Source organism: Kineococcus rugosus (genome assembly GCF_050871975.1).
In the GTDB taxonomy this organism is placed as follows: domain Bacteria; phylum Actinomycetota; class Actinomycetes; order Actinomycetales; family Kineococcaceae; genus Kineococcus.
Genome location: NZ_JBJLSJ010000018.1, coordinates 1 through 23714, shown reverse-complemented (window position 1 = coordinate 23714; position 23714 = coordinate 1). Strand labels below are relative to the sequence as shown.

General features: G+C 75.5%; 21 protein-coding genes. 9 read left to right on the top strand and 12 right to left on the bottom strand.

Going from position 1 to position 23714, the window contains the following annotated elements:
• Positions 1-6 precede the first annotated feature (6 nt).
• A complete protein-coding gene (locus ACRYM6_RS11960; protein ID WP_432543099.1) occupies positions 7-570 on the top strand; it encodes a dihydrofolate reductase family protein in 564 nt (187 codons plus the stop codon).
• Here the strand turns inward: ACRYM6_RS11960 and ACRYM6_RS11955 are convergent.
• From ACRYM6_RS11955 to ACRYM6_RS11940, 4 genes are read right to left on the bottom strand one after another with little or no spacing between them, the layout of a single operon-like run.
• Positions 552-926: a hypothetical protein gene (locus ACRYM6_RS11955; protein ID WP_432543098.1), complete on the bottom strand. Its 375-nt coding sequence runs from the start codon at positions 924-926 to the stop codon at positions 552-554. The genes ACRYM6_RS11960 and ACRYM6_RS11955 overlap by 19 nt on opposite strands.
• A complete protein-coding gene (locus tag ACRYM6_RS11950; RefSeq protein ID WP_432543097.1) occupies positions 923-1972 on the bottom strand; it encodes a DUF4037 domain-containing protein in 1050 nt (349 codons plus the stop codon). Before ACRYM6_RS11950 ends, ACRYM6_RS11955 begins: the two co-directional genes overlap by 4 nt.
• Positions 1969-4218 (bottom strand): SpoIIE family protein phosphatase, encoded by a 2250-nt coding sequence (locus ACRYM6_RS11945; RefSeq protein WP_432543096.1) that lies wholly within the window; start codon positions 4216-4218, stop codon positions 1969-1971. The genes ACRYM6_RS11950 and ACRYM6_RS11945 overlap by 4 nt, the downstream gene beginning before the upstream one ends.
• Positions 4215-4862, bottom strand: a complete 648-nt coding sequence (locus tag ACRYM6_RS11940; protein WP_432543095.1) for a biliverdin-producing heme oxygenase — start codon at positions 4860-4862, stop codon at positions 4215-4217. The genes ACRYM6_RS11945 and ACRYM6_RS11940 overlap by 4 nt, the downstream gene beginning before the upstream one ends.
• Positions 4863-5043: 181 nt before the next feature.
• On the opposite strand from ACRYM6_RS11940, the gene ACRYM6_RS11935 reads away from it, so the two are divergent.
• Both ACRYM6_RS11935 and ACRYM6_RS11930 read left to right on the top strand, forming a co-directional pair.
• Positions 5044-5307: a hypothetical protein gene (locus tag ACRYM6_RS11935; RefSeq protein ID WP_432543094.1), complete on the top strand. Its 264-nt coding sequence runs from the start codon at positions 5044-5046 to the stop codon at positions 5305-5307.
• An 88-nt stretch (positions 5308-5395) separates the two neighbouring features.
• Positions 5396-6118 (top strand): GAF and ANTAR domain-containing protein, encoded by a 723-nt coding sequence (locus ACRYM6_RS11930; protein WP_432543093.1) that lies wholly within the window; start codon positions 5396-5398, stop codon positions 6116-6118.
• A 16-nt stretch (positions 6119-6134) separates the two neighbouring features.
• On the opposite strand, the gene ACRYM6_RS11925 is transcribed toward ACRYM6_RS11930, so the two are convergent.
• The 5 genes from ACRYM6_RS11925 to ACRYM6_RS11905 form a co-directional block, all read right to left on the bottom strand.
• A complete protein-coding gene (locus tag ACRYM6_RS11925) occupies positions 6135-6467 on the bottom strand; it encodes an ANTAR domain-containing protein (protein WP_432543092.1) in 333 nt (110 codons plus the stop codon).
• A gap of 93 nt (positions 6468-6560) precedes the next feature.
• Positions 6561-7616 (bottom strand): aldo/keto reductase, encoded by a 1056-nt coding sequence (locus ACRYM6_RS11920; protein ID WP_432543091.1) that lies wholly within the window; start codon positions 7614-7616, stop codon positions 6561-6563.
• Positions 7617-7676: 60 nt separating this feature from the next.
• A complete protein-coding gene (locus ACRYM6_RS11915; RefSeq protein ID WP_432543090.1) occupies positions 7677-9290 on the bottom strand; it encodes a methyl-accepting chemotaxis protein in 1614 nt (537 codons plus the stop codon).
• A 74-nt stretch (positions 9291-9364) separates the two neighbouring features.
• Positions 9365-10786 (bottom strand): CAP domain-containing protein, encoded by a 1422-nt coding sequence (locus ACRYM6_RS11910; protein WP_432543089.1) that lies wholly within the window; start codon positions 10784-10786, stop codon positions 9365-9367.
• A gap of 149 nt (positions 10787-10935) precedes the next feature.
• The gene (locus tag ACRYM6_RS11905; RefSeq protein WP_432543164.1) at positions 10936-12840 is read right to left on the bottom strand and encodes a glycoside hydrolase family 2 protein; all 1905 of its coding nucleotides are present in this window, start codon (positions 12838-12840) and stop codon (positions 10936-10938) included.
• Positions 12841-12989: 149 nt separating this feature from the next.
• Here ACRYM6_RS11905 and ACRYM6_RS11900 point away from each other — a divergent pair, with 149 nt between their 5' ends.
• The 4 genes from ACRYM6_RS11900 to ACRYM6_RS11885 are packed head-to-tail and all read left to right on the top strand — an operon-like array spanning position 12990 to position 17762.
• Positions 12990-14357, top strand: a complete 1368-nt coding sequence (locus ACRYM6_RS11900) for an extracellular solute-binding protein (protein WP_432543088.1) — start codon at positions 12990-12992, stop codon at positions 14355-14357.
• Positions 14354-15298, top strand: a complete 945-nt coding sequence (locus ACRYM6_RS11895; RefSeq protein ID WP_432543087.1) for a carbohydrate ABC transporter permease — start codon at positions 14354-14356, stop codon at positions 15296-15298. Before ACRYM6_RS11900 ends, ACRYM6_RS11895 begins: the two co-directional genes overlap by 4 nt.
• Before the next feature lies 1 nt (position 15299).
• Complete coding sequence (locus tag ACRYM6_RS11890) at positions 15300-16211, top strand: carbohydrate ABC transporter permease (RefSeq protein ID WP_432543086.1); 912 nt, start codon at positions 15300-15302, stop codon at positions 16209-16211.
• Positions 16212-16217: 6 nt separating this feature from the next.
• The gene (locus ACRYM6_RS11885; RefSeq protein ID WP_432543085.1) at positions 16218-17762 is read left to right on the top strand and encodes an alpha-N-arabinofuranosidase; all 1545 of its coding nucleotides are present in this window, start codon (positions 16218-16220) and stop codon (positions 17760-17762) included.
• 3 nt (positions 17763-17765) lie between these two features.
• On the opposite strand, the gene ACRYM6_RS11880 is transcribed toward ACRYM6_RS11885, so the two are convergent.
• The 3 genes from ACRYM6_RS11880 to ACRYM6_RS11870 form a co-directional block, all read right to left on the bottom strand.
• A complete protein-coding gene (locus ACRYM6_RS11880; protein ID WP_432543084.1) occupies positions 17766-18611 on the bottom strand; it encodes an LLM class flavin-dependent oxidoreductase in 846 nt (281 codons plus the stop codon).
• A gap of 10 nt (positions 18612-18621) precedes the next feature.
• Positions 18622-18993 carry a hypothetical protein gene (locus tag ACRYM6_RS11875; RefSeq protein WP_432543083.1) on the bottom strand — a complete coding sequence of 124 codons (372 nt, stop codon included), beginning with the start codon at positions 18991-18993 and terminating at the stop codon, positions 18622-18624.
• Positions 18994-19133: 140 nt separating this feature from the next.
• A complete protein-coding gene (locus ACRYM6_RS11870) occupies positions 19134-19631 on the bottom strand; it encodes a DnaJ family domain-containing protein (protein ID WP_432543082.1) in 498 nt (165 codons plus the stop codon).
• A gap of 130 nt (positions 19632-19761) precedes the next feature.
• Here ACRYM6_RS11870 and ACRYM6_RS11865 point away from each other — a divergent pair, with 130 nt between their 5' ends.
• Entirely contained in the window at positions 19762-22047 is a 2286-nt protein-coding gene (locus ACRYM6_RS11865; RefSeq protein WP_432543081.1) for a hypothetical protein, read from the top strand.
• 112 nt (positions 22048-22159) lie between these two features.
• Positions 22160-23671, top strand: a complete 1512-nt coding sequence (locus ACRYM6_RS11860) for a glucoamylase family protein (protein WP_432543080.1) — start codon at positions 22160-22162, stop codon at positions 23669-23671.
• Positions 23672-23714: the final 43 nt, after the last annotated feature.

Below are 23714 nucleotides of genomic sequence, written 5' to 3'. Positions count from 1 at the left end.
GACACCATGCGCCAGCTGATCGTCACCGCCTTCACCTCCCTCGACGGGGTGGTGGAGGCACCCGGCGGGGAACCGGGCTACCGCAACTCCGGCTGGACCTTCAAGGAGGTCGAGTTCGACCCCGCCGCCTACGAGATCAAGCAGCGGGAGCAGGAGGAGACGACCGCGCTGCTGCTGGGCCGCACCAGCTACGAGGCGTTCGCGCCGGTGTGGCCGACGATGGACGAGTTCGCGGAGTACAACGCGATGCCCCGCTACGTGGTCTCGACGACGCTGACCGGGCAGGACGACCGCTGGCCCGCGACGGTCCTGCGGTCCCTGGACGAGGTCGCGGCGCTGAAGGAGACCGACGGCGGCCCCATGGCCGTGCACGGCAGCGCGACCCTGGCCCGGTCCCTGTCCGACGCGGGCCTGGTCGACCGGTACCACCTGCTGGTGTTCCCGCTGCTGCTCGGGGCGGGCAAGACGTTGTGGAGCCGGTCGGACAAGGACGCGCAGCGGCTGGCCGTGGTGGAGTCGCAGACGTACGCCAACGGCATCGTCAAGCTCGTCTACGACGTGGTGCGCTGAGCGTCCCCGCGGGCGGCGTCGAGGGCGCGCAGGAACTCCTCGACGTCGCCGGCGGCGGCGCGGGTCGGCAGCAGGACGTCCCGGCCGCCCAGGCGCAGGACGACCGCGAGGGCGCCGAACCGCCGCCGGCGCAGCGAGGCCGACCCGACGTCGCCCACGGGCACCGAGGCCGTCGAGGGCCCGCCGACCAGCTGCGGCTGGGCCAGCCAGAGCCGGGCCGGCCCCACCGCGAGCGCCCCCGCGCCGCCGATCCAGCCGCCGCCGACGGGCAGCGACGCCAGCAGGGGCTCGCCCTCGGCGCTCATCCGGCCCAGCAGCAGGGCCTGCGCCGCGGTGGGCGCGCCGGGCGCGGTCACGACGCCTCCCGCAGGCTGCGGCGCAGGCCGGGTCGCACGAGGACGTCGACGGCGCTGCTCCACTGGTCGGCCGCGCCGACGCCCAGCGGCGGGAAGCCGTGCAGCCCGGCCGCGACGGCCTCGGCCAGCCCCTCGGTGACACCGCGGAACGGCCGGTCGTGGAAGGGGGCGGTGGCGGGCCCGGGGGCGGGCAGCCCCACCTCGCGCTGCCGCAGCAGCAGGTCCTCCAGCGCCGCGCACAGCGCGGCCTCGCGCTCGGGCCAGCGGTCGGCGGCCAGCGCGCGGTGCAGGTGCGGCAGGGCCCGGCCCGCGGGGGACGCGGCGAGGGCGGTGCCGGTCCACTTGGAGTAGGGCGCCCAGACGCGGTCCAGGAGCAGCCCGAGGTGGGTGGCGGTCCCGGCCAGGCGCGCGGCGAGCAGCCGGGAGCCCAGGTCGTCCCCGCGGGTGGCGGTGCGCCCGACGAACGGCAGCTCCTGCTCCAACTGCCTCCAGGCGCACGCCACGACGTACCGCCAGACGTCGTCGGGGTACCAGGTCAGCGCGCGGCGCACCTCCTCCCACCGGCCGGCGGGGTCGGCGAACACCGGCCCGGCGGTGAGCTCGAGGACGGCCTGACCGGTGAAGGACAGCCACTCGGCGGTGCTGAACCCCTCCCGCGGGCCGACGCCCAGCCGCGACCGGACGAACCCGTCGAGGTCGGCGACCTCGACGCGGTGCCGCGGCCGCGGGTCCCACGTCGTGGCGAACCGGACGGGGTGCGTCCCGGCGGCGGTGGTGAACGTCGCCGGCAGGTCGCGGTCGAGGACGGCGCGGACCTCCTCGGGGCCGGGTCCGCCGGGGTCCACCAGGAGGGTGCAGCGCAGGCCCCAGTCGTGGTCGGTGGAGACGTCGTCGTCGAGGCCGAGGACGTCGGACCCGGAGCCGAAGCGGCCCGCGACGAACGGCGCGTCGCCGAAGGTGCGGTGCAGCAGCGGCGCGAGGACCTCGCGGTGGAACGCGGCGGCCAGGGCGGCGCCCCCCGCGCCGCGCCGCGGGGCCGGCCTCACGGGCGGCGCCCCAGCAGCAGCAGCGTCGTGTCGTCCCCCTCGGCCCCGGGGACGACCGTCATGAGGCGGTCGGCGAAGGCGCCCAGCGCCTCGGGGCCGGGCCCGGCGGGCCCGGTCGCGGCGGCGGCGCGCAGCTGCTCGATGGTCTCGCCCAGGGGGGTGCCGCGGCGTTCGACGAGGCCGTCGCTGTAGAGCAGCAGGAGCCCGTCCGCGGGGACCTCGACGGTGACGTCGGTCGCCTTGCCCGCGCCGATGCCCAGCAGCGGTCGCGACGGCAGCCGCAGCGGCTCGCAGCCGCCGGCGGTGAGCAGCAGCGGCGGCGGGTGCCCGGCACCGGCCAGCCGGGCGGTGCCCCGGTCGGCGTCGACGACGACGACGACCGCGGTCGCCGTGTGGGCGCTGAACAGCGTCCCCACGAGGCTGTCGAGCCGGTCGAGGCTGGCGGCGGGGCCGTGCCCCTCCAGCAGGTAGGCGCGCAGGGCCGCGCGCAGCTGCGCCATGGCGGCCGCCGCGTGCACCCCGTGCCCGGCGACGTCCCCGACGACCGCGGCGACCCGGCCGTCGGGCAGCTCCACGGCGTCCCACCAGTCCCCGCCGAGCTGGGACCCCTCGGCGGGGCGGTAGCGGGCCAGCACCTGCAGCCCGTCGAACTGCGGCGCCTCGTCGAGCACCACGGCCCGCTGCAGCGACTCGGCGATCGCGATCTGGTCCCGGGCCCGGCCCAGCACGACGGACGTGAGCTGGTTGCGCAGCCGCTCGGCGGTCTCGGGGTGCCAGCGCCGCCAGGGCAGGCTGCGGCCGCGAACGACCTCGCGCCACTTCTCGAAGCTCTTGCGCGGGCTGAGCCGCACGTCGGGGCCCTCGGCGGCGGCGATCTCCTTGTTGCGCGGGTCGCCGCCCCAGTCCACGACCTCCTCCTGCTCGGGCCGGACCCACAGCAGCCAGCGGTCCGCGCCCAGGCCCACGCGCAGGGCCCCGGCGGCCTCCCGCTCGCAGCGGGACAGGCTCGGGGTGAGGGAGGCCAGGTGGTCGGTGAAGGTGGGGGCCCCGTCGCTGCGGGCCAGCGTCGTCGCGATCTGCAGCAGCCCGGCCCGGTCCGGGACCCGGCCCAGCGTCAGCAGCCGCGACCCGTCCCACACCGCCGCTCCCCCGGCCCCGACCAGGTCGAGCAGCCGGTCGTCGCCGGCCAGGCTGCTCAGCGGGTCGCGCCCGGACCCCGAGACGTCGGCGACGATCGCGGCCAGCAGCTCCTGGGCCCGCAGCGCGTCGTCGCGGTCGTCCGAGCGCTGGCGGCCGGCGATGAGCTGGGAGGCGGTCTGGCCGAGGAACTCCGCGGCCGAGCGGGCGTCGTGGGAGGGCCGGTGCGGGCCGGAGTAGTGGTGGCAGGCCACCAGCCCCCACAGCTGCCCGTCCTGGACCAGGGAGACCGACATGGAGGCGGTGACGCCCATGTTCCGCAGGTACTCGACGTGGATCGGGGACACGCTGCGCAGCACCGAGAACGACAGGTCCAGCGGGGCGCCCGTCGCCGGGTCCAGCACCGGGTGCAACCGGGAGGGGACGTAGGAGACGTCGGCGATGAGGCGGGTCCAGTTCACCGTGTAGAGGCGGCGGGCCTGGGCGGGGATGTCCCCGGCCGGGTAGTGCAGCCCCAGGAACGCGTTGAGGTCCTCGCGCCGGTCCTCGGCGACGACCTCGCCGTTCCACTGCGCGTCGAACCGGTAGACCATGACGCGGTCGAAGCCGGTCAGGCGGCGGGTCTCGTGCGCCAGCCGGCGGCACAGCTCGTCCACCGTCGCGGTCTCCGACAGCCGGGACACCGCGGCGCGCGCCGACCGGTACGACACGGGCGAGACCCCGGTGGAGGACCCGACGGGCTCGACCTCCACGACGAGCCGGTCCCCCGACAGGTGCAGGACGACGTCGACGTCGGTGCCGCCGGGCACGAGGTCCAGCCGGGCGCGCAGCGGCTCGGACAGGACCTCGGAGGCCTCGACGGCGAGGACGTCGGCGGCGAGCCGGTCGCCGAGCACGTCGGCCAGGGGGCGGCCCAGCAGCTCCTCGGGGGCGCGGCCGAGGTGGGTCGCGGTGCTCCGCGAGGCGACGACGACGGTGTGCGCGGTCCGGTCGACGGCCAGCAGGAAGCCGTGCGGCTGGACGGCGCCGGGGACGTGGATGGGTTCGCGGTCGCAGTTGGTGAGGTCGACCTCGCCGTAGACCGGGACGTACGGGGCGACCTCGCTCACGGGGTCGCCCCCGTCGCGGCGCGCCCGGCCAGCGGGGCCAGCCACTCCCGGTAGGCCGTGAACGTGGCCCGCGCGGCGTCCACGACCGCCGGCACGTCCCGGTCCGCGACGGCCTCCACGGCGGCCGTCGTGTCCCGCCAGCGGCGGCCGGCGCCGGGCCGGCCCGTCAGCGACGTCGTCGCCTCGGCGGGGACCCCGGCGGCGACGACGGTCCGGGCGATGAGCCGCCCGCCGAGCGTGGAGCCGTCCAGGACGTAGCAGACCCCCAGGGCCGCGGCCCGGTCCGGGACGGCCGGGGTGCGCGGGCACTCCGGCAGCGCCGCCAGTTCCGCGTCGGGCACGCCGAGGGCGCGCAGGTCGGCCAGCGCGAGGTCGGCCCGGGCCCGGGCGGCGACGTCGAGCACGCCCGGGTCGGTGCGGGCCCACCCGGCCAGCGCCCGTTCCAGCGGTGCCAGCAGGCCCCAGGTCAGCTCCAGCCAGCGGCGGTGGCCGGCCACGTCCCACGGGCGCTCCAGCACGGCCAGGGAGGTGTCGAGCTCGTGGTGGGCCCGGGCCGTCGCGGCGCGCACGCGGGCCAGCGGGCCCTCGCCCCCGCCGTCGCCCCCGCCGTCGCGCCGCCTCGCCGCGGTCGGGGCGTTGGACACCGTTCCTCCTCCTGCGCTCCCCGCCGACGGCCGGCGGGCTGGGCGCACGCCCTCGAAACTACTGCGTCCGGCCCGGCCGCCGGACACGGCCGTGTTGCCGACGGTCACCGGCGGTGGTGGACTGTTCCGAAACCCACGTGGTCCGGGCGCGAGCCGCGGGCCCCGAGACGGTGAGGTCCCCGTGGCCACGACGCACCTGATGCCCCCCGCCCAGCCGCTGGCCGACGAGGTCGCGGTCGACGTCCGCGACCGTCCGCTGGAGGACCTGCGCGTGGCCTACGAGGAGCGGTGGAGGCTCGTGGCCGACGACGCCGCGGACCACCCCACCTCGCAGGCGCTGGCCCGCAACGCCGCGCGGATCGCCGACCTGGAACGGCGGTGCCGGCCCGCCGGGCGCGTCCTGCCCCGCCGCACCGGGCCGGACCCCTCGACGTTCCTCGGCTGAGCACCCACCGGTCGGTCGCGGCGATCGGCCGCGGGACCGGGCCCGACCTGGCACCCTCGGGAGCGGGACGAGGGCCGGGAGGCGTGCGGTGGAGGTTCGGGCGGAGGCGGTCGCAGCCGCGGTCGGTGACGTGGCGCAGGTGCTGGCCGAGCGGGGTGAGCCGCTTGAGCTGGCGCACCGGCTGGTGCAGCACTGCGCGCGGCTGCTGTCCGCCAGCGCGGCCGGGTTCCTCGTCGAGGACGCCTCCGGCCGCCTGGGGCTGCTCGCGGCCAGCTCCGGCCCGGCCCGGGTGGTGGAGCTGTTCCAGCTGCAGAACGAGGAAGGCCCGTGCCTGGAGTGCTACCGGACCGGCGCCCCGGTCGCGGCCGTGGACGCGCGGGACCTGGCCCGGCGCTGGCCCCGGTTCGCGCGCGCCGCGGCGGCGCAGGGCATCGTGGCCGTGCACACCGTCCCGGTGCGGCACGGGGGTCGCACGATCGGGGCGATGAACCTGTTCCGCGACCACGAGGGCCCGTTCTCGGGCGTCGAGACGGACGTGGCGCACGCCATGGCGTCGTTCGGGGCGGTCGGCATCGGGCAGCTGGAGGCCGGGGCGCGCGGGGAGCGGCTGCGCGACCAGCTGCAGGAGGCGCTGGACAGCCGGGTCGTCCTGGAGCAGGCCAAGGGGGTCCTGGCCGAGCGGCACCGCGTCCACCCCGACGCGGCGTTCGAGCAGCTGCGGGCGCGGGCCCGGGCCGAGCGGCGGCGGTTGCGGGACGTGGCCTCGGAGGTGGTCGCCGCGCTGGGCGAGGTCCCCGCCGGTCAGGCCTGACCGGCGGGGAGCGGGGTCAGCCGAGCCGGGTCCAGGTCTTCCGCACCAGCCGGTCGACCTCGCGCTCGGCCCCGCCGCCGGCGTCGAGGCCGGACGGCTCGCCGCGCCGCAGGTCGGCCAGCAGGGCGGTCGCCAGGTCGAACAGCTTGACGTTGTTCGTCTGGGACACTTCGGACAACTGCCGGAAGGCCGCGTCCTCGTCGCACCGGGTCAGCGCCATGATGGCGCCCTTGGCCATGTCGATCACCGGGCGGCGGGCCAGGGCGGTGCGCAGCTGCACCAGCTCCGCCCGCATGCCCTCGGTGTCCTCCACCTGCACGCCCTCGAGCGGGCGTGGTCCGTCCTGCATCCTCGTCGCGTCCTCCGTGCAGCCGACCTCCCGCCGGTCGGCGGGAGGCGGTTCGCGCAGCGAGGTCTGGGCGGTGCGAAGCCGTCCAGGATCTTACGACGACAGGTGCGGGGAGAGCAGACTCAGGTCCGCCTCCGACAGGCGCTCGCGGGCGGTCGCCAGCTGGTGCCAGTGCGGGTAGCGCAGCGGGACGGCGCTGACGGCGTCCAGCCGGGCCCGCTCGTCCGCGGCGAGCACCAGGTCGGCCGCGGCGAGGTTGTCGGCCAGCTGCTCCTCGGTGCGCGCCCCGACCACCAGCGACGTCACCGCGGGCCGGCCCAGCAGCCAGGCGAGCGCGACCTGGGCGGCCGAGACGCCGTGCGCGGCACCGACCTCGACGAGCACGTCGACGATGTCGTAGAGCTGCCCCTCGTCGTGGACGGGCGGTTCGCTCCAGTCCCCCAGGTGCCGCGAGCCCTCGGGGGCGCTGCCGTCGCGGCGGTACTTGCCGGACAGCAGCCCCCCGGCCAGCGGGCTCCAGACGAGGACGCCGAGGTCCTGGTCGATGCTGAGGGGGACGAGCTCGGACTCGGCGTCGCGGGCCTGCAGCGTGTAGTGGATCTGCTGGCTGACGTACCGCTGGTAGCCGTGGGCGTCGGAGGTGGCGAGCGCCTTCATGAGCTGCCAGCCGGTGTGGTTCGAGACGCCGACGTAGCGGACCTTGCCGGAGCGGACGAGGGTGTCGAGCGCTTCGAGGGTCTCCTCCAGCGGCGTCTGCCCGTCCCACTCGTGGATCTGGTAGAGGTCGATGTGGTCGGTCCGCAGGCGCTTCAGGCTGCGCTCGGCCGAGCGCACGAGGTGGTAGCGGGAGGCGCCGCCGTCGTTCGGGCCGGGCCCGACGACCATCCGGGCCTTGGTGGCGATGAGGACGTCGTCGCGGCGGCCGGCGAGGACCTCGCCGGTGATCTCCTCGCTCAGCCCGTCGCTGTACATGTCGGCGGTGTCGAGGAGGTTCACGCCGGCGTCCAGGGCCAGGTCGACCTGGCGGCGGGCCGTGGCGACGTCGGTGTTCCCGACGGCGGCGAAACCCCCCTTCCCGCCGAACGTCATCGTTCCCATGGTGATCGTCGAGACGCGCAGTCCCGACCGTCCGAGGCGGCGGTACTCCATGGTCGCGACGCTACCCCCGCCGCGGCTCGGCGGCAGGGGCAGCGTCGGGCGGCGCCGGTCTCAGACCCGGAAGGTCGCGACGAGGGCGTTGAGGTCGTCGGCGGCGCGGGAGACCTCGCCGGCGGCGGCGGCGGTGGCGCCGGCGCTGCCGGTGGTGCGCGAGGCGGCCGCGGCGATGCCGGAGATGTTCGCCGAGATCTCCTGCGAACCGGTGGAGACCTCGGTGACGTTGCGGACCATCTCGCTGGTGGTGGCCGACTGCTCCTCCACCGCCGCGGCGATGGTGGACTGCAGGCCGTCGATGCGGGCGATGACCTCGGCGATCTGCCCGATGACCACGGTGGCGGCCTCGGCGTCGGTCTGGGTGGCCCCGACCCGCGAGACGATCTCCTCGGTCGCGCGGGCGGTCTGCTGGGCCAGTTCCTTCACCTCACCGGCCACCACCGCGAAGCCCTTGCCCATCTCCCCGGCGCGGGCGGCCTCGATGGTCGCGTTCAGCGCCAGCAGGTTGGTCTGCTCGGCGATGGAGGTGATGAGCTTGACGACGTCGCCGATCTCGCGCGAGGAGGTGCCCAGGCGCTGGATGGTGGCGCTGGCCTCGTCGGCGGAGGCGACCGCGGTGCTGGCGGTGGAGGACGCCTCGGCGGTGGCGGTGGCGATCTCGCGGATCGCCGAGGTCATCTGCTCCCCGGCCGCGGCGACGGTGCCGATGTTGGCGCTGATCTCCTCGGTGGCGGCCGAGACGACCTGCGCCTGGGCGGCGGAGTCGTGCGCCCCCGCCGACAGCTCCCCCGCGACCGAGGTCAGCTGCTGGGAGGAGGCGGCCAGGGTGGCCGCCGACGCCGACATGCGGGTGACCAGGGAGGCGATGCCGTCGCGGGCGCGGTTGACCGCCCCGGCCATGGCGCCGAGCTCGTCGGCGGCGTGCACGTCGGCGGCGACGGTCAGGTCCCCGGCGGCGACGGCGTCCAGGGCGGTGCCGACGGTGGTCAGCTGGCGGCGGATCAGGCGCAGCACGGCGGCGGCGATCACCCCGGCCAGCAGCAGGCCGCCGACGAGCACGGCGACGACGACGGCGCGGGAGCGGGCGACGGCGCTCTCGGCGGCGCTCTGGCGGGCGGCGGCCTCGGCGGTCTCGGTCTCCTGCAGGGTGGCGATGGCGGCGTTGAAGCCGTCCTCGGCAGCGCCGAAGCGGGCACTGATCTGGTCGCCGGCGGGGACCTGGAAACCGCTCGGCGGTGCCTGCCGGAACACCATGACGTCGCGCAGGACGGCGTACTCGGTGTAGGCGGCGCGCAGGTCGTCCGCGGCGGCGACGGCCGCGGCCGCCGGGCCGCGGCCGGTGTAGCTGTCCAGCGCGTCGGCGAGGGCGGCGTCGGCCTCGTGCGCCAGCTCGACGGAGGCGGGGACGTCGGCGCCGGGGATCAGGGCGAGGAACTCCGCCCGGTACTGGTCGGAGACGGCACCGCGCGCGGTGGCGATGTCGAGCATGCCGGCGACGTGCTGCTCGCCGATCGCGGTGACCTCGGCGTTGGCGCGCTGCATGCCGGTGACGCCGACGGCGCCGACGGCGACCGCGACGGCCGACGCCGACAGCACGGCGGCGGCGATCTTGGAGGTCACGGACCGGTCGGCCAGCGGACGACGGGCACGGTCTTCACTGGCAGTGGGCACGGTGTTCCTCCTGGGGGGTCAGCTCCCGGCATCGGCACCGGGGACCGCGGTCTTGACCGGGGGCGGGCGGCCGGTCAGCGCAGGGCGCGCTGCACGACCAGCGTGCGGACCTCGGCCGCGCCGCCGCGGACGGTGATCGAGCCGCCCTGGAAGTCCTGGACGACGACGCCCCCGGAGGTGCGGGCCCCGGAGACGGGGTACCCCAGGGGGCCGGTCTCCCAGCCGCGCTCGGACCAGGCCCGGCGCACCGCGGCGGGCACGGCGTGGGTGCCGGACGCGGGCGAGGAGTACACCGAGCCGCCCGTGAAGTGCTGGCCGGTCCCGCCGCCGGCGAGGCCGCCGAACGCGGCCGAGGCCGGGTAGCCCAGGCCGCCGGTCTCCCAGCCCTGCGCGGCCCACGCCGACCGGACGGCGCCGGCGACGACGTGCGTCCCGCCGGGGCCGGAGTAGACGGAGCCGTGCTGGAAGTGGGCGTAGGAACCGGCCGGCAGCGACGTCGCCGTCGTGGTCGGGAACCCGAGGGGGCCGTTCTCGTACCCGGCGGCGCGGTAGGCGTCGAGGACGGCGCCGCCGAGGGCGTGGGCGCCGGTGGCCGGGGACCAGTAGACGATGCCGCCCTGGAAGCGCTGCGCGACGCCGTCGCGGACGTTGAACTCCTGGCCGGTGGGGTACCCCAGCCAGCCGTTCTCCCAGCCGGTGGCGGCCCAGCGGTCGCGGACGGCGCCGCGCACGACGGCCGACCCGGTCGTCCCGCTCCAGTAGATGGAGCCGCCGGCGAAGTGCTGCCCGTACCCGCCCGCGCGCAGCGGCCCGAGCTCGCGGCCCATCGGCAGCCCGAGGTACCCGGAGTTCGCGCCGGTGGCCGCGTAGCCCTGCAGGATGGCCCCCTTGACGGGGATCCCGACGTAGCTGCGCGACCCGTCGGGGTTCTGCGCGACCAGCGGGGTGCGCCGCGCGGTCCCGAAGTCGGCGACCCAGTAGGAGCGCCACACGGTGCGGTTCCCCGACCACAGGGTGGTGTAGACGAGCCCGACGCCGACGGAGGTGTACTTGGGGTCCTGCAGGACCGCCCGGTGCGGGGTGGACTTCATCCACGTGTCGACGGCGAGGTCGCCGTTCTCCAGGCCCTTGGTGTCGGGGTTGCCCATGTCGGCGGTGGCGACGATCTCGCCCCACTGCGGGAAGTCCGACAGCAGCCTCCCCAAGTCCGGGTTGTGCTTCATGCCGTCGCCCTGGCCGAGGGCGTCGGCCCAGTCCTGGGCGACGACCTCGAGGGTGGGGTCGAGGCTGACGGCCGGGGCGCCGACCTTCGCGCGCTCGCGGTTGAGCCCGTCGAGGATCTGCTGCTGCTGCACGGCGGCGGGCACCACGGGGGTGAGCACCTGGGCGGCGGCCGCGGCGGGGGCGGCGGTCGCGAGGGCGGCGGCGCCGGTGCCGGGCAGCACGACGAGCGCCGCCAGCAGCGGGGCCAGGAGTCGGGAGCGCTTCACGGTCACGCAGGAGGGATCGTCGCGCGGCCGCGGTGACGACAGCCCCCGCCCGGGGACCCCCGCCCGGGCGCACCGGGGTCACGGACGGTGACGGAGGGCGGGTCCGCCGGGTCCGCGGGGGTGGCCCGCCCCCGCGGTGGGGGGCGGGCCGGGGGTCAGCCCCGCTCGATCGCGGCGGGCCGCTGCTGCGCCGCCCGCACCCGGGCGACGTCGAGCTTGGTGCTGCGGTCGAAGGAGTAGACGCCGTTCTGCTCCTGGAACACGTCGGTGAGCTGGGTGTAGCAGTAGCCGAACATCAGGGGGTCGTCGAGCAGGACGCCGGTGAGCCCCTCGAAGCGGTGGTGGAACTCCTCCTCGCTGCGCGGGGGTTCGCCGTAGCCCCAGGAGGACTCGGCGCCGCGGTCGACGTCGGGGTCGCTGGCGGCGGTGTCCGGGCGCCACCAGATGCCGCCGAACTCGCTGCAGAACCACGGCTGCCCCTGGTAGGGCAGGGAGATCACGGTGGTGGTCCCGTGGGCGAAGTTGGTGTCCGGCTCGCCCTTCGCCAGCCCCGCCATCTCGCGGGCGAACTGCGCCGGGTCCTGGGTGTAGTTGTGCGAGTCCCACACGTCGGACTCCAGGACGCGGTGGGAGTAGCCGGAGGCGTCCAGCACGGGGCGGGTGGTGTCCATCGCCTTGGCGGCCAGGAACATCGCCCGGGTCGCGTCGTCGAGGACCTGGCCGCGGTCGGTGAGCGGCTGGTGGGTCTCGTTGAGCCCGCACCAGCCCACGATCGAGGGGTGGGAGTAGTCGCGCTCCAGGGCTTCGAGCCACTGCGCGACGAAACCCGGGGTGGGCTGCTGGTACTCCCCGCGGTGGCTGGTGCCCTCCTCGGCCGCCCCCCAGTCGCCGAACTCGCCCCAGCACAGGTAGCCGAGGCGGTCGGCGTGGAAGAGGAAGCGCTCCTCGAAGACCTTCTGGTGCAGGCGGGCCCCGTTGAAGCCCGCCTCCAGGGACAGTTCGATGTCGCGCACCAGCGCCTCGTCGGTGGGCGCGGTCATGAGCCCGTCGGGGTAGTACCCCTGGTCCAGGACGAGGCGCTGGAAGACGGGGCGGCCGTTGAGCAGGACGGCCTTGCCGTCCAGGCTGACCGACCGCAGCCCCGCGTAGGTCTCCACCGCGTCCACGACCGCGCCGCCGGCGTCCCGCAGCGTGATCGTCAGGTCGTACAGGTGCGGGTCCTGCGGATCCCACAGCCGCACGCGCCCGGCCGGGAGCGGCAGGGTGAGCCGCGGGGACAGGTCGAGGTCGGCGCGCACGCTCGCCTCGACGACGGTCCCGGCGCCGTCGCGCACCTGCGCGGTCAGGGTCCAGCCCGCGCGGTCGCCGGCGGCCCCGGTGTGGCTGCGGCGCAGCGGCTGCTCGAGGTGGAAGGTCGACCCGGCCACGTCGGGGGTGACCCGCGGCCGACCGAGGCTGACGTCGGGGACCGGCTCGGCCCAGACGGTCTGCCAGATGCCGGTGGTGCGGGTGTAGAGGCACTCGTAGTTGTCGTACCGGGTGGACTGCTTGCCGCGGGCCTGCGGGCCGTACCGGTCGTCGCGGGCGCGCACGACGACGGTGACGGTGCCGGTGCGGTGGCCGAGGTCGGCGGTGAAGGGGGTGAAGCCGCCGCGGTGGCGCACGACCTCCTCGCCGTCCACCCAGACGGTCGCGTCGTGGTCGACGGCGCCGAAGTGCAGCAGGGTCCGGCGCCCGGCCCAGTCCGCGGGGACCTCCAGCTGCCGCCGGTACCAGACCGCGGGCAGGAAGTCGGTGGTCCCGACGCCGGAGAGCGTGGACTCGGGGGCGAAGGGGACGGTGATGGTGCCGCTCAGGGGGCGGTCGCGCAGTCCGCGCTCGAGCCCGGAGTCACCGGCGTCGACCTCGAACTCCCAGGGGCCGTTGAGGTTGAGCCAGTCGGCCCGGACCACCGAGGGCCGGGGGTGCTCGGGGCGGGGGGTGGCGGCGGGGGTTGCGGGCACGTGCTCCTCCTCGTCGACGGACGTGCGTGCCGGGACAGTCTGCCGCCGCACGTACATCGTTGCAAGCACGAGACCGGGGACCGCTATGCAGCGTTGCAAACGCGTGCTACGTTCCACCCCACTGACCGGGACAGAGCGGTTCTCGGACAGCCGGTGCCGCCGACCCGGTGGCCACCGACCGCCAACGACGGCAGGGACGGACACGCGTGAACAGTCATCCCCCGACACCCCCCACCCGCAGTGCCCTCAGCCGGCGCAGCGTGCTGCGCGGCGGCCTCGCCGCCGGCGGCCTGGGCCTGGTCGCCGGCACCGCGGGGTGCGGTTCGCCGCTGGCCGCGGGTCTCGTCGGCTCCCAGCTCAACCCGGGCACGGTCACGTTCTGGAACCTCTTCGGCGGTGGTGACGGCGCCCGCCTGCTGCTCATGCTCGACGAGTACCGCAAGCAGCAGGGCAGCGCCGAGTCCCTCGTCGCGGCGACCTTCGCGTGGGGCAACCCGTACTACACGAAGGTCTCCCTGGCGACGCTGGGGAACAAGCCGCCGGACGTCGCGGTCGCCCACCTCACCCGGGCCACCAACCTGGCCGCCGCGGGACTGCTGGAACCGATCACCGACGAGACCCTCGCCCTGGTGGGCCTCAAGGTCGAGGACTTCACCCCCGCGGCGTGGGAGGCGGCCTCGTTCGAGGGGCAGTCCTACGCGATCCCCATGGACACCCACCCGTGGGTGCTGTTCTACGGCACCGAGGTCTGCCAGCAGGCCGGCCTGCTGGGCGCCGACGGCAAGCTCGCGAGGATCGAGGGCCTGGAGGCCTGGGAGGCGGCGCTGACGGCCGCGAAGGAGACGACCGGCCGCTACGGGGCCGCGACCGCGTCCGTCGGCGACGACTCCAACTGCTGGCGCTTCGTCAACACCCTCTACAGCCAGCGCGAGGGCGCCTCGCCGCTCATGAGCGACGAGGGTCAGGACATCACGATGGACGACGACCTCATGGTCGACACCCTCGGGGCGATCCAGCGCTGGACCGGCACCGGCCTCATGCCGAAGGTGGTCGACGTCCCCGGCGCCGAGCTCATGCTCTCGCAGGGCGAGACGGCGTTCTTCATGAACGGCGAGTGGGAGATCACGACGCTGCAGAGCATCGAGGGCCTGGACTTCAGCATGGCCGCGTTCCCGCAGCTGTACGAGAAGCCGGCCGCGCACGCCGACTCGCACGCCTTCGTGCTGCCGCGGATGGACCGCGACGCCGACCAGCTGGAACGGGCGATGGGGTTCGTGCACTCGATGCTCGAGCAGGGCATGACGTGGGCCGAGGGCGGTCACGTCCCCACCTACCTGCCGATCTTCGACAGCGAGGAGTACAAGTCCCTCGAACCGCAGGTCGACTACGCCGAGACCGCGACGTACGCCTCGTACGACCCCGCGGCCTGGTACTCGGGCTCGGGCTCGAACTTCGAGACGGTCACCGGGTCGCAGATCGGCCTGGTCCTGCAGGGCCTGTCGACCCCGGAGGCGGCCACGGCCAGCATCCGCAGCCAACTCGAGACCTACGCACGGACGGCGAACCCCCTGTGAGCACCCAGACGATCGGCGCGCCCACGGCGGCGCGGACCCCCCTGCGCGGCGGCACCGACCCGGACCGGCTGCGCCGCACGAACAAGGCGTGGCTCTTCGTCGCGCCCTTCGGCCTCTTCTACCTGGCCTTCCTGCTCGGCCCCTCGCTCTACATGTTCGTCGCGAGCTTCTTCGACACGAGCATCGTCAAGACGGGCCTGGGGAACTTCATCGGCCTGGAGAACTACACGACGCTGCTGTCGTCGTCGGACTTCTGGTCGTCGATGTGGCACACGCTGCAGTTCACGATCTACACCGTCCCGCCGCTGGTGATCCTGTCCTTCGTCTTCGCCGTCCTGGCGAACCGGATGCAGCGCGGTCAGGTTTTCTGGCGGATGGCGTTCTTCACGCCGTTCATCCTGCCCTCGGCCGCCATCTCCCTCATCTGGGTGTTCATCTTCACGGCCGACACCGGGCTGTGGGCCACGGTGCAGAAGTGGCTGGGCGACGACGCCCCCTCCCCCGTGCTGGCCACCCCGAACCTGGCCATGGTCGGCATCGCGGTCGCCACGATCTGGTGGACGATCGGCTTCAACTTCATCCTGTACCTGGCCGGCCTGCAGGACATCCCCCGCGAGCTCTACGAGGCCGCGGCGATCGACGGCGCGACCCCGTGGCAGCAGATCCGGCACCTGACGATCCCGCTGCTCAGCCGCACGACGACGCTCGTGCTGCTGCTGCAGATCATCGCCAGCCTCAAGATCTTCGACCAGGTGTACCTGATGACCAACGGCGGCCCGGGCACGAGCACCGAGACGGCTCTGGTGTTCATCACCAAGACCGGTTTCACCGACTACCGCATCGGCGCCGCCGCGGCCGCGTCGTTCGTCCTGTTCGTCGTCATCCTCGTCATCGCCCTCATCCGCCAGCTCGTCGAGCGCACCCAGCAGAAGGGAGCCTGAGATGGCGACCACCGGTGCCGCAGGTACCTCCCGCCGGTCCGGCGTCTCCGCCGCGGCCCCGCCGCCGCGCGTCGCCAAGGTGGCGACCAACGGCGGCCGGACGTTCAACCGCATCGCGGTGGTCGTCCTGTCGATCTTCGCGGTGCTCTGGCTCCTGCCGAGCCTGTGGGCGATCAAGACCTCGTTCACGGACAACTCGGTGTCGGCCCTCGGCACGCGGGCGATCCTGGAGGACGTCAACCCGACGCTCGCCTCGTACTCGACGCTGCTCGGCGGCGGCGACCTGTGGAACTGGTACCTGGCCAGCTTCATCACCTCGACGCTGTCCGCGGTGCTCGTAGTGCTCTTCGCCTCGATGGCGGCGTTCGCGCTGTCGCGGATGCGGTTCCGCGGGCGTCAGGTCGTCTTCGTGCTCGTCATCGCCGGGATCATGGTCCCCGCCGACGTGCTCATCATCCCGATCTTCCAGATGCTCAACACGGTCGGGCTGCTCAACACCTACTGGGCCGTGATCTTCCCGCAGGTCTCCAGCGTCATCGCGCTCTTCGTGTTCAAGCAGTTCTTCGACGGGCTGCCCAACGAGCTCGAGGAAGCCGCGCGCATCGACGGCGCCGGAAACTGGCGCATCTACTGGTCGATCATCATGCCGCTGTCGCGGCCCGTGCTGGCCGCCATGGCGATCGTCACCTTCGTCGGGGTGTGGAACAACCTCATCCTGCCGCTGTTCGTCCTGTCCAACCCCGACCTCATGACCATCCCGGTCGGCCTCGCGACCGTCCAGGGCTCCTACGGGCAGCGCTTCTCCGACATCCAGGCCTCCACGGTCCTCGGGGCCCTGCCGCTCGTCATCCTGTTCCTCATCTTCCAGCGCCGCATCGTCGAAGGTGTGGCGGGCACCGGTCTGAAGGGCTGAACCACTGTGAGCACCTCCCCGACCAACGGGTCCCTGTCCGGCGTCGTCGACCTCGACGTGGCGGGCGCCACCATCAGCCGCCACCTCTACGGCCACTTCGCCGAGCACCTCGGCCGCTGCATCTACGAGGGCTTCTGGGTCGGGGAGGACTCGCAGATCCAGAACACCGCGGGCGTCCGCGACGACGTCGTCCAGGCGCTGAAGGACATCAGCATCCCCAACCTGCGCTGGCCGGGCGGCTGCTTCGCCGACGAGTACCACTGGATGAACGGCGTCGGTCCCCGCGCCGAACGCCCCTCGATGGTCAACACCCACTGGGGCGACGTCGTCGAGGACAACTCCTTCGGCACCCACGAGTTCATGCGGCTGTGCGAGCTGCTGGGCGCCGAGCCCTACGTCTCGGGCAACGTCGGGTCGGGCACGGTCGCCGAGATGAGCGACTGGGTCGAGTACCTCACCCGCTCCGGGGACGCCCCGATGTCCCGGCTGCGGCGCGAGCACGGCCGGACCGAACCGTGGAAGGTGCCGTTCTGGGGCGTCGGCAACGAGGCCTGGGGGTGCGGCGGGAACATGACCGCCGAGCAGTACGCCCAGCTCGCCGCCCAGTTCTCCACCTACGCCCGCAACCACGACGGCAACGAGCTGTACCGGATCGCGGCCGGCCCCAACCGGGACGACTACCACTGGACCGAGACGCTGATGAAGTCGATCAGCCGCCTCGGCGGGCCCGTGGAGGAACGGCACCACCAGCGCTGGCAGGCGCTGTCGTTCCACTACTACACCCACGCCAGCGACGACTGGGCGAACAAGGGCTCGGCGACGGAGTTCGACGCCGCCGAGTACCACGCGACGATGGTCAACGCGTGGCGCATCGACGAGATCGTCCGCGGCCACTCGCGCGTCATGGACGCCTACGACCCGGACGCCACGATCGGGCTGGTCTGCGACGAGTGGGGCACCTGGTGGGACGTCGAGCCCGGGACGAACCCCGGGTTCCTGTTCCAGCAGAACACCCTGCGCGACGCCCTCGTCGCCGGGCTGCACTTCGACGTGTTCCACGCCAACGCGCGCCGGCTGGTCATGGCGAACATCGCCCAGACCGTCAACGTGCTGCAGGCGATGGTGCTCACCGACGGGGCGCAGATGGTGCTCACCCCGACGTACCACGTCTTCGCGATGAACGCCGGGCACCAGGACGCCACGCACCACCCCGTGCAGGTGACGTCCTCGGACGCGCGGTTCGAGGGCGAGCAGGGTTCCTACCCGACGCTGACGACGTCGGTGAGCTCGCGCGAGGGCACCGCCCTGGTCTCGCTGACCAACCTGGACGTCGAGGCCGGGGCGCAGGTCCGCCTGGACCTGCGCGGGCGGGACTGGGCGGTCGGCACGGCCCGGGTCCTGGCGGCGCCGACCCTGCAGGCCCACAACACCGTCGAGGACCCGACGGCGGTGGCCCCGGTCGCCTTCGACGGGGCGCGCCGCGAGGGCCAGACCCTCGTGGTGGACCTGCCGGCGCACTCGTTCGCGACGGTGGAGCTCACCCTCGGCTGAACCTCACCGGTGGGTGCCGAGCACCTGCTCCAGGCGCCCGGACGGCAGACCCCTGCCGTCCGGGCGCGGCCAGTGCACGACGACCTCGTCGAACCCGGCCCCGGCCAGCGCCGCCGCGAACCGCGGGTAGTCGGCGTAGGCGCCGCGCTCGTCCAGCCCCAGCAGCGCCAGCCGGCGCACCCCGGCCGAGCCCTCCACGGCGGCGAACCGGGCGGCGGGGGCGGTGAAGCGGGCGATCGCGTCCTCCACGGGGTCCCCGTCGCCGGGTTCCCCCTCCCCGTAGGTGACCCACGCGTCGCCGGTGCGGGCGGCGAAGCGCATCCCCCGCGGCCCGGCCGCCGCCACCGTCAGCGGGACCCGGCCGCCGACCGGCCCGGGGATCGAGCGGGCGTCGACGGCGGTGTAGTGCTCGCCGCGGGCGTCGGTGCGCCGCTGGGACAGCAGCGTCCGCAGCAGCAGCGTCCACTCCTCGAACCGGTCCTGCCGCTGCCGCGGCGTCAACGCGGGCAGGCCGAGCACCGCGGCGTCGTGGGCCGAGGTGCCCGCCCCCACCCCCAGCTCGAAGCGGCCGCCGCTGACCTGGTCGAGCGTCATGACGTCGGCCGCGAACGGGACGGGGTGCCGGTAGTTCGGCGAGGCGACCAGGGTGCCGAGCCGGACCCGCCCGGTCGCGGCCGCGGCGGCCGTCAGCAGCGGGACGGCGGCGTACCAGGGCCCGTCGCGCAGGTCGCGCCACGACAGGTGGTCGTAGCTGAAGACGGTCCGCAGCCCGGCCCCCTCGGCCTCGCGGGCGGTCGCGACGAAGGCGGACGGGTGCAGGTCGTTGAGGACGACGCAGGACAGCTCCACGCCCGGGAGGCTAACGCGCGGGCCCGTCCAGGTCCCCGGCCCGCCGCGCCGCCTCGACGGCCGCGGTGGTGCTGTCCACGCCGTAGCGCTCGCGCAGCGACCGCAGCAGGTCCGCCACCTCCACGATGGGCACGGCGAGGTCGTCGGCGACGACGGCGGCCGGTTCCCCCGCCGCGACCAGGTGCAGCGCCCGCGCGGCCCGCGCCCCCAGCGGCGGCAGGCCCCGCGGCGCGGGGACGGGCCCGGCGGGGTGGCGGGTCACGGCCAGCCGCCCGCGCGCGCCGAGGTCGAGCACGACGACGTCCTGCGCGCGCAGCGCGTCCAGCACCGCGTCCAGCGGCACGGGCCACGAGCTGCGCGGCGGTGACGTGCGGTCGTCCATGCGTTCCCCTCAGCCGGCGTCGCGCTGCGCGACGTCAGCCAGGATGTGCCCTGCGGCGGGCGCGGAGCGCCGTCCGGGCCCGTTCGCGGCCGGGTTTCGCCGGTCAGGGCGAAGATCCACGCCGCAGCGCTGCCCGCCGTTCACCGTGCGTGCCCGCGGCGGCGCCACCGCGCGAACCAGCCCCGCGCGGGCGGCGCCGGGTCCGGTGCGGGCGCCCGGGCGGCGGCCGCGGCGCGGCGCCGCTGCACCCACTCCCCCACCAGGGCGTCGGCGTCCAGCAGCGCGACGGCGACGAACGGCCCCTCGGCGGGACGCCGGTACAGCTCGCGGACCCGGTCGTTGAACCCCTCGACGACCTCGCGCACGACCGTCTCGGAGGTCAGCTCGTGGACGTCGCGGGCCAGGGCCTCGCGCTCGCGGCGCAGGGCCAGCGCCGGCGGCAGCATCCCGGCCACGTCGAACCCCTCGCGGCGCGCCTTGTCGGCCGCCCACTGCTCGGCGGAGAACTCGCGGTCCAGCCCGCGCAGGGGGGCACCGGCCCCGGGCAGGTCGTCGAAGTCGCCGCGCTCGCGGGCCTCGCGGACCAGCCGCTCGACGCGGTCCTCGAAGGACCGCCTGACCGGTTCGCGTCCGCTCACCGTCCCACCCGCTCGTCCGCGCCCGTGCCCGGCCACCCGGCTACCGGTCCCGAAACTACCCACCGCCCCGGGTGCGGTCAACGCACCGCCGCGTCACCTCGCGCCCGGGCCGAGCCGGTACTTTCGGGGCGTGAGCACAGACCCCGGCGCCCGGCACCACGACCTGCTCACCGTCCTGCGCGGCGGCCCCGCCGGCACCCCGGCCCCCGCGCCGCAGGCCCCGGCGGCCGTGACCCTGCTGCCCGCCGCGGCGACCTCGCGCCACCAGCTGGCCGTGGACACCGCGCTGGCCGGCGACCCCCTGGTCGTCGACACCGGGTCCGGCACCGGGTCCGAGGGCGCCGTGCTGCTCACCGGCCTGCTCGCCGCCCTGGCCGCCGCCGGGCGCCGGGTCACCCTCGTGCCCGGTGCCGCGACGGCGGCCGCCCGGCTGGAGCTGACCGGCCTGGGCCTGGGCCACCTGCTGGCCGACACCCCCGAGGACCCCAGCCGGCGCGGCGCGGACCTGCCCCCGGCGGACCCGAACCGGTGGCTGTCCGTGCTGCGCGACCTCGACGCCCGCCACCGCGCCTGGTTCGGCGGACCGGGCGGCGACGGGGCCCCCAGCCGCTCCGACGCCCTGGCCGGCCTGGCGGCCCTGCGCGCCGAGCACCTGCACCCGCCGCTGCTGCCCGCGGCGGCGGCGTGGACGGCGCAGGACCGGGCCCGCGTCGTCGACCTGCTGGGCCGCGGCGGCGCGGCCGGGGACGACGCGCTGCACGGCGCCGACGACGAGCAGGTCGCCGCCGCCGGGGACGCCCTCGACGCCCTGCCCGCGACGCTGGACCGGCTGGCGGGGCTGCTGGCCCGGCTGGGCGCGGAGGTGCGCTGGCGCTCCCCGCGCACGCTCGCCGACGTCGAGGTCGCCCCGGCGCTGCTGGCCCGGGTCGAGCAGGCGCTGCGGACCTACGTGCCCAGCGCGCTGCACACCGACCTCGACCACGCCGCGGCGATCCTGGCCCGCCAGCCGCGGTCGCTGCTGTCGGCCGAGGAGCGCGAGCGCCGCCGCGAGCTGAAGCGGCTGTCCTCGCTGCGGCACGACGGCGCCGGGTTCGGGACCGGTGACGTGCAGGCGCTGACGGAGCTGCACCGGGCGTGGGCCGAGCGGGCCGACGGGACGCCGGCGACGTTCTCGGGCCGGGACGAGCTGGTGGCCGTGCTGGACGCGGTGCGCCGGGACCTGCCGGTGGTCGCCGCGCTCCTGCCCGGCGTCCCCGCCGACCCCGAGGTCGCGGCCCTGCCCGGGCTGGCCGACCGGGTCCGGGGAGCCGCGGCCGCCGCCCGCGCCCGCCGGGACCGCGCCGCCGTCTCCGCGGACGGGCTGGAGGACCTGGTGGCGGCCGTCCCGGCGGGCGCGAGCCCCGCCGAGGTCGCCCGGCTGGTGGAGGGCACGACGTGGCGGGCCCTGGTCGAGGCCCCCGACCCCGGCGGGGTGCCGGTGGACCGGCTGGCCGAGGAGTTCCGGCGCCTGGACGAGCAGCGGCGCGCCCGCGCCGCCCGCGAGCTCCAGCTCGCCCTGTCCGGGGCGCGGGCCGTGGCCGTGACCGTGGCGGCGGAACCGGACGCGGGCGACCTGGACGTCCTCGTCGTCGACGACGCGCACCGCCTGGACGCCGGCCGGGTCGCCGACCTCGCCGGGCGCGCCCGGCAGGTCGTGCTGCTGGGCACCGGTGCGGACCAGGGGTCGGCGTGGGACCGGGCGCGGGCGGCGCTGGGCGCGGTGTCGCTGGACCTGCCGCGCCGGGCGTCGGCGGTGCGGGACGCGGTCGCGGCCGCCGTCACCGCCGCCGGGCCCTCGGCGGAGGCGGGCACCGGCGCGGACCTGGTGCTGCGGGCCGACGGGGCGGTGCTCCTGCTGGACCTGGAGGACTCCCTGGCGCTGCTGCGGGTGCAGGACCGGGAGGTCGCGCTGCCCGCGCGGCACCGCGCGGCGGGTGAGGCGTACCGGCTGCTGCGGGTCGCGGACTGGTTCACCGACCCCCGCGGGACCGCGCGTCGGCTGGTCGAGGAGCTGCGGGCCGTCCAGCCGGCCACGCCCGCGGCGGCGCCGGTGCCGGTCCCGGCGCCGGTGCCCGCGGAGTCGTTCCCCAAGGGCCTGGGCTCGGCGCAGGACGCCCACCGCGCCGTCTCCGAGTTCGTCGCGGCGCTCGCGGGGGGCAACCCGAACATCGACCAGACGCCGGCGGCGACGGTGGACGCGGCGGTCGCGCTGGCCTACGCCGACCTCGGCGTGCAGGCCGCCGACGCGGCCGTGCTGGACGCGGCGATGGAGCTGCTGACGTACCGGCGCCGGGGCACGAAGGTGCTGCGGGCGTTCAAGGAGTCGGTGCAGCGCAGCAAGAAGAAGATGCGCGGGGCCGGGGTCAAGGTCCCCTGAGGGAGCCGCCCGCTTTGACGGGCGGTGGCGGCGGGGGCAGGCTGGCCGTGCAGTGGGCGCCTGCGTCACGACGGCCCACCCGTCACCGCCGACGCCCCCGGGGGAGGTTCCGATGCACCGCCGCACCTTCCTGACCGGGGCCCTCGCCGCCGGGAGCCTGGCCGCCACCACCACCGCCCACCGGCCCCGGCACCGCGAGCAGCTGCGGACCTGGGCCGAGCAGACCTGGCGCTGCCTGGACGCCCTGACCGTCCCCGCCTCCGGTCTGGCGGCCGACGACGTCGGCGCCGACCTGTCCGCCGCCTCCCGCGGCCACCAGACCTCCCCCACGAACATCGCCTGCGGCCTGTGGTCGACCGTCGCCGCCCGCGAACTGGGCCTGCTCGACCGCGCCGAGGCCCGCCGCCGGCTGGCCCGCACCCTCGCCACCCTGGGAACGCTGGAGCGCCACGAGCGGAGCGGGCAGTTCTACAACTGGTACGACCCCGCCGACGGGCGCAGGCTCACCGAGTTCCCCACCTCCGGGGAGGTCGTGAAGCCCTTCCTGTCGTCGGTCGACAACGGCTGGCTCGCCGCGGCCCTGATCGTCGTCGAGCGCGCCGAGCCCGCGCTGGCGCGGCGGGCCCGGCGGTTGCGCCGCTCGATGGACTTCGGGTTCTACTGGGACGCGGCCGAGAACGCCCCCGGCGGGCAGTTGCGCGGCGGGTTCTGGGACGCCGACCCCGACGAGGACGCCGTGGTCGTGGGGAACCACCGCGGCGGTGACCCCGTCTGGTACACCGGCCACCACTACGGGACGTTCAACACCGAACCCCGCATCGCCTCCTACGTCGGCATCGCCGCCGGGCAGATCCCCGCGGAGCACTACTGGGGCACCCACCGGACCTTCCCGGACGGCACCTGCGACCGGGACTGGACCGAGACCCGCCCGCGGGGTTCCTGGCGCAGCTACGACGGCGTCCGGGTGTTCGAGGGTGCCCTGCCGTACCGCGGCAGGCTCGTCGTCCCCACCTGGGGCGGGTCGATGTTCGAGGCGCTCATGGTGCCGCTGCTCGTCCCCGAGGACGAGTGGGGGAGGCGCTCGTGGGCGCGCAACCACCCGCTGTACGTGCGGTGCCAGATCGAGCACGGGATGCAGGAGGCGGGGTACGGGTACTGGGGGTTCTCCCCCTGCGACGACCCCGCCGGCGGGTACCGCGAGTACGGCGTCGACCAGCTCGGCCTCGACGGTCCCGGGTACGCCTCCGACCAGGAACGGACCTCGGTGCAGCAGCCGTTCGCCGGGTGCCGCCCGGGAGCGGCGGCGCCCAGGAGGTACGGCGACGGCGTCGTCACCCCGCACGCCTCGTTCCTGGCCCTGCGCTACGCCCCCGACGCCGCGGTGCGGAACCTGCGGAACCTCGCCGCCGACTTCGACTGCACGACCGACGGCGGGTTCCTCGACGCGGTCGCCGTGCGCAGCGGCACCGTCTCCCAGCGGTTCCTCGCCCTGGACCAGGGCATGGTGATGGCCGCTCTCGGCAACGCGCTGGGCGGGGACGTGCTGCGCCGCCACGTCGGCGCGGAATTCGCCCCGGCGCTGGAACCGCTCATGCGCCGGGAGGTGTTCGCGACCCGGTGGTGAGCCGCCCCGGCACGGCGAGGCCCCCGGGACCGGTACCGGTCCC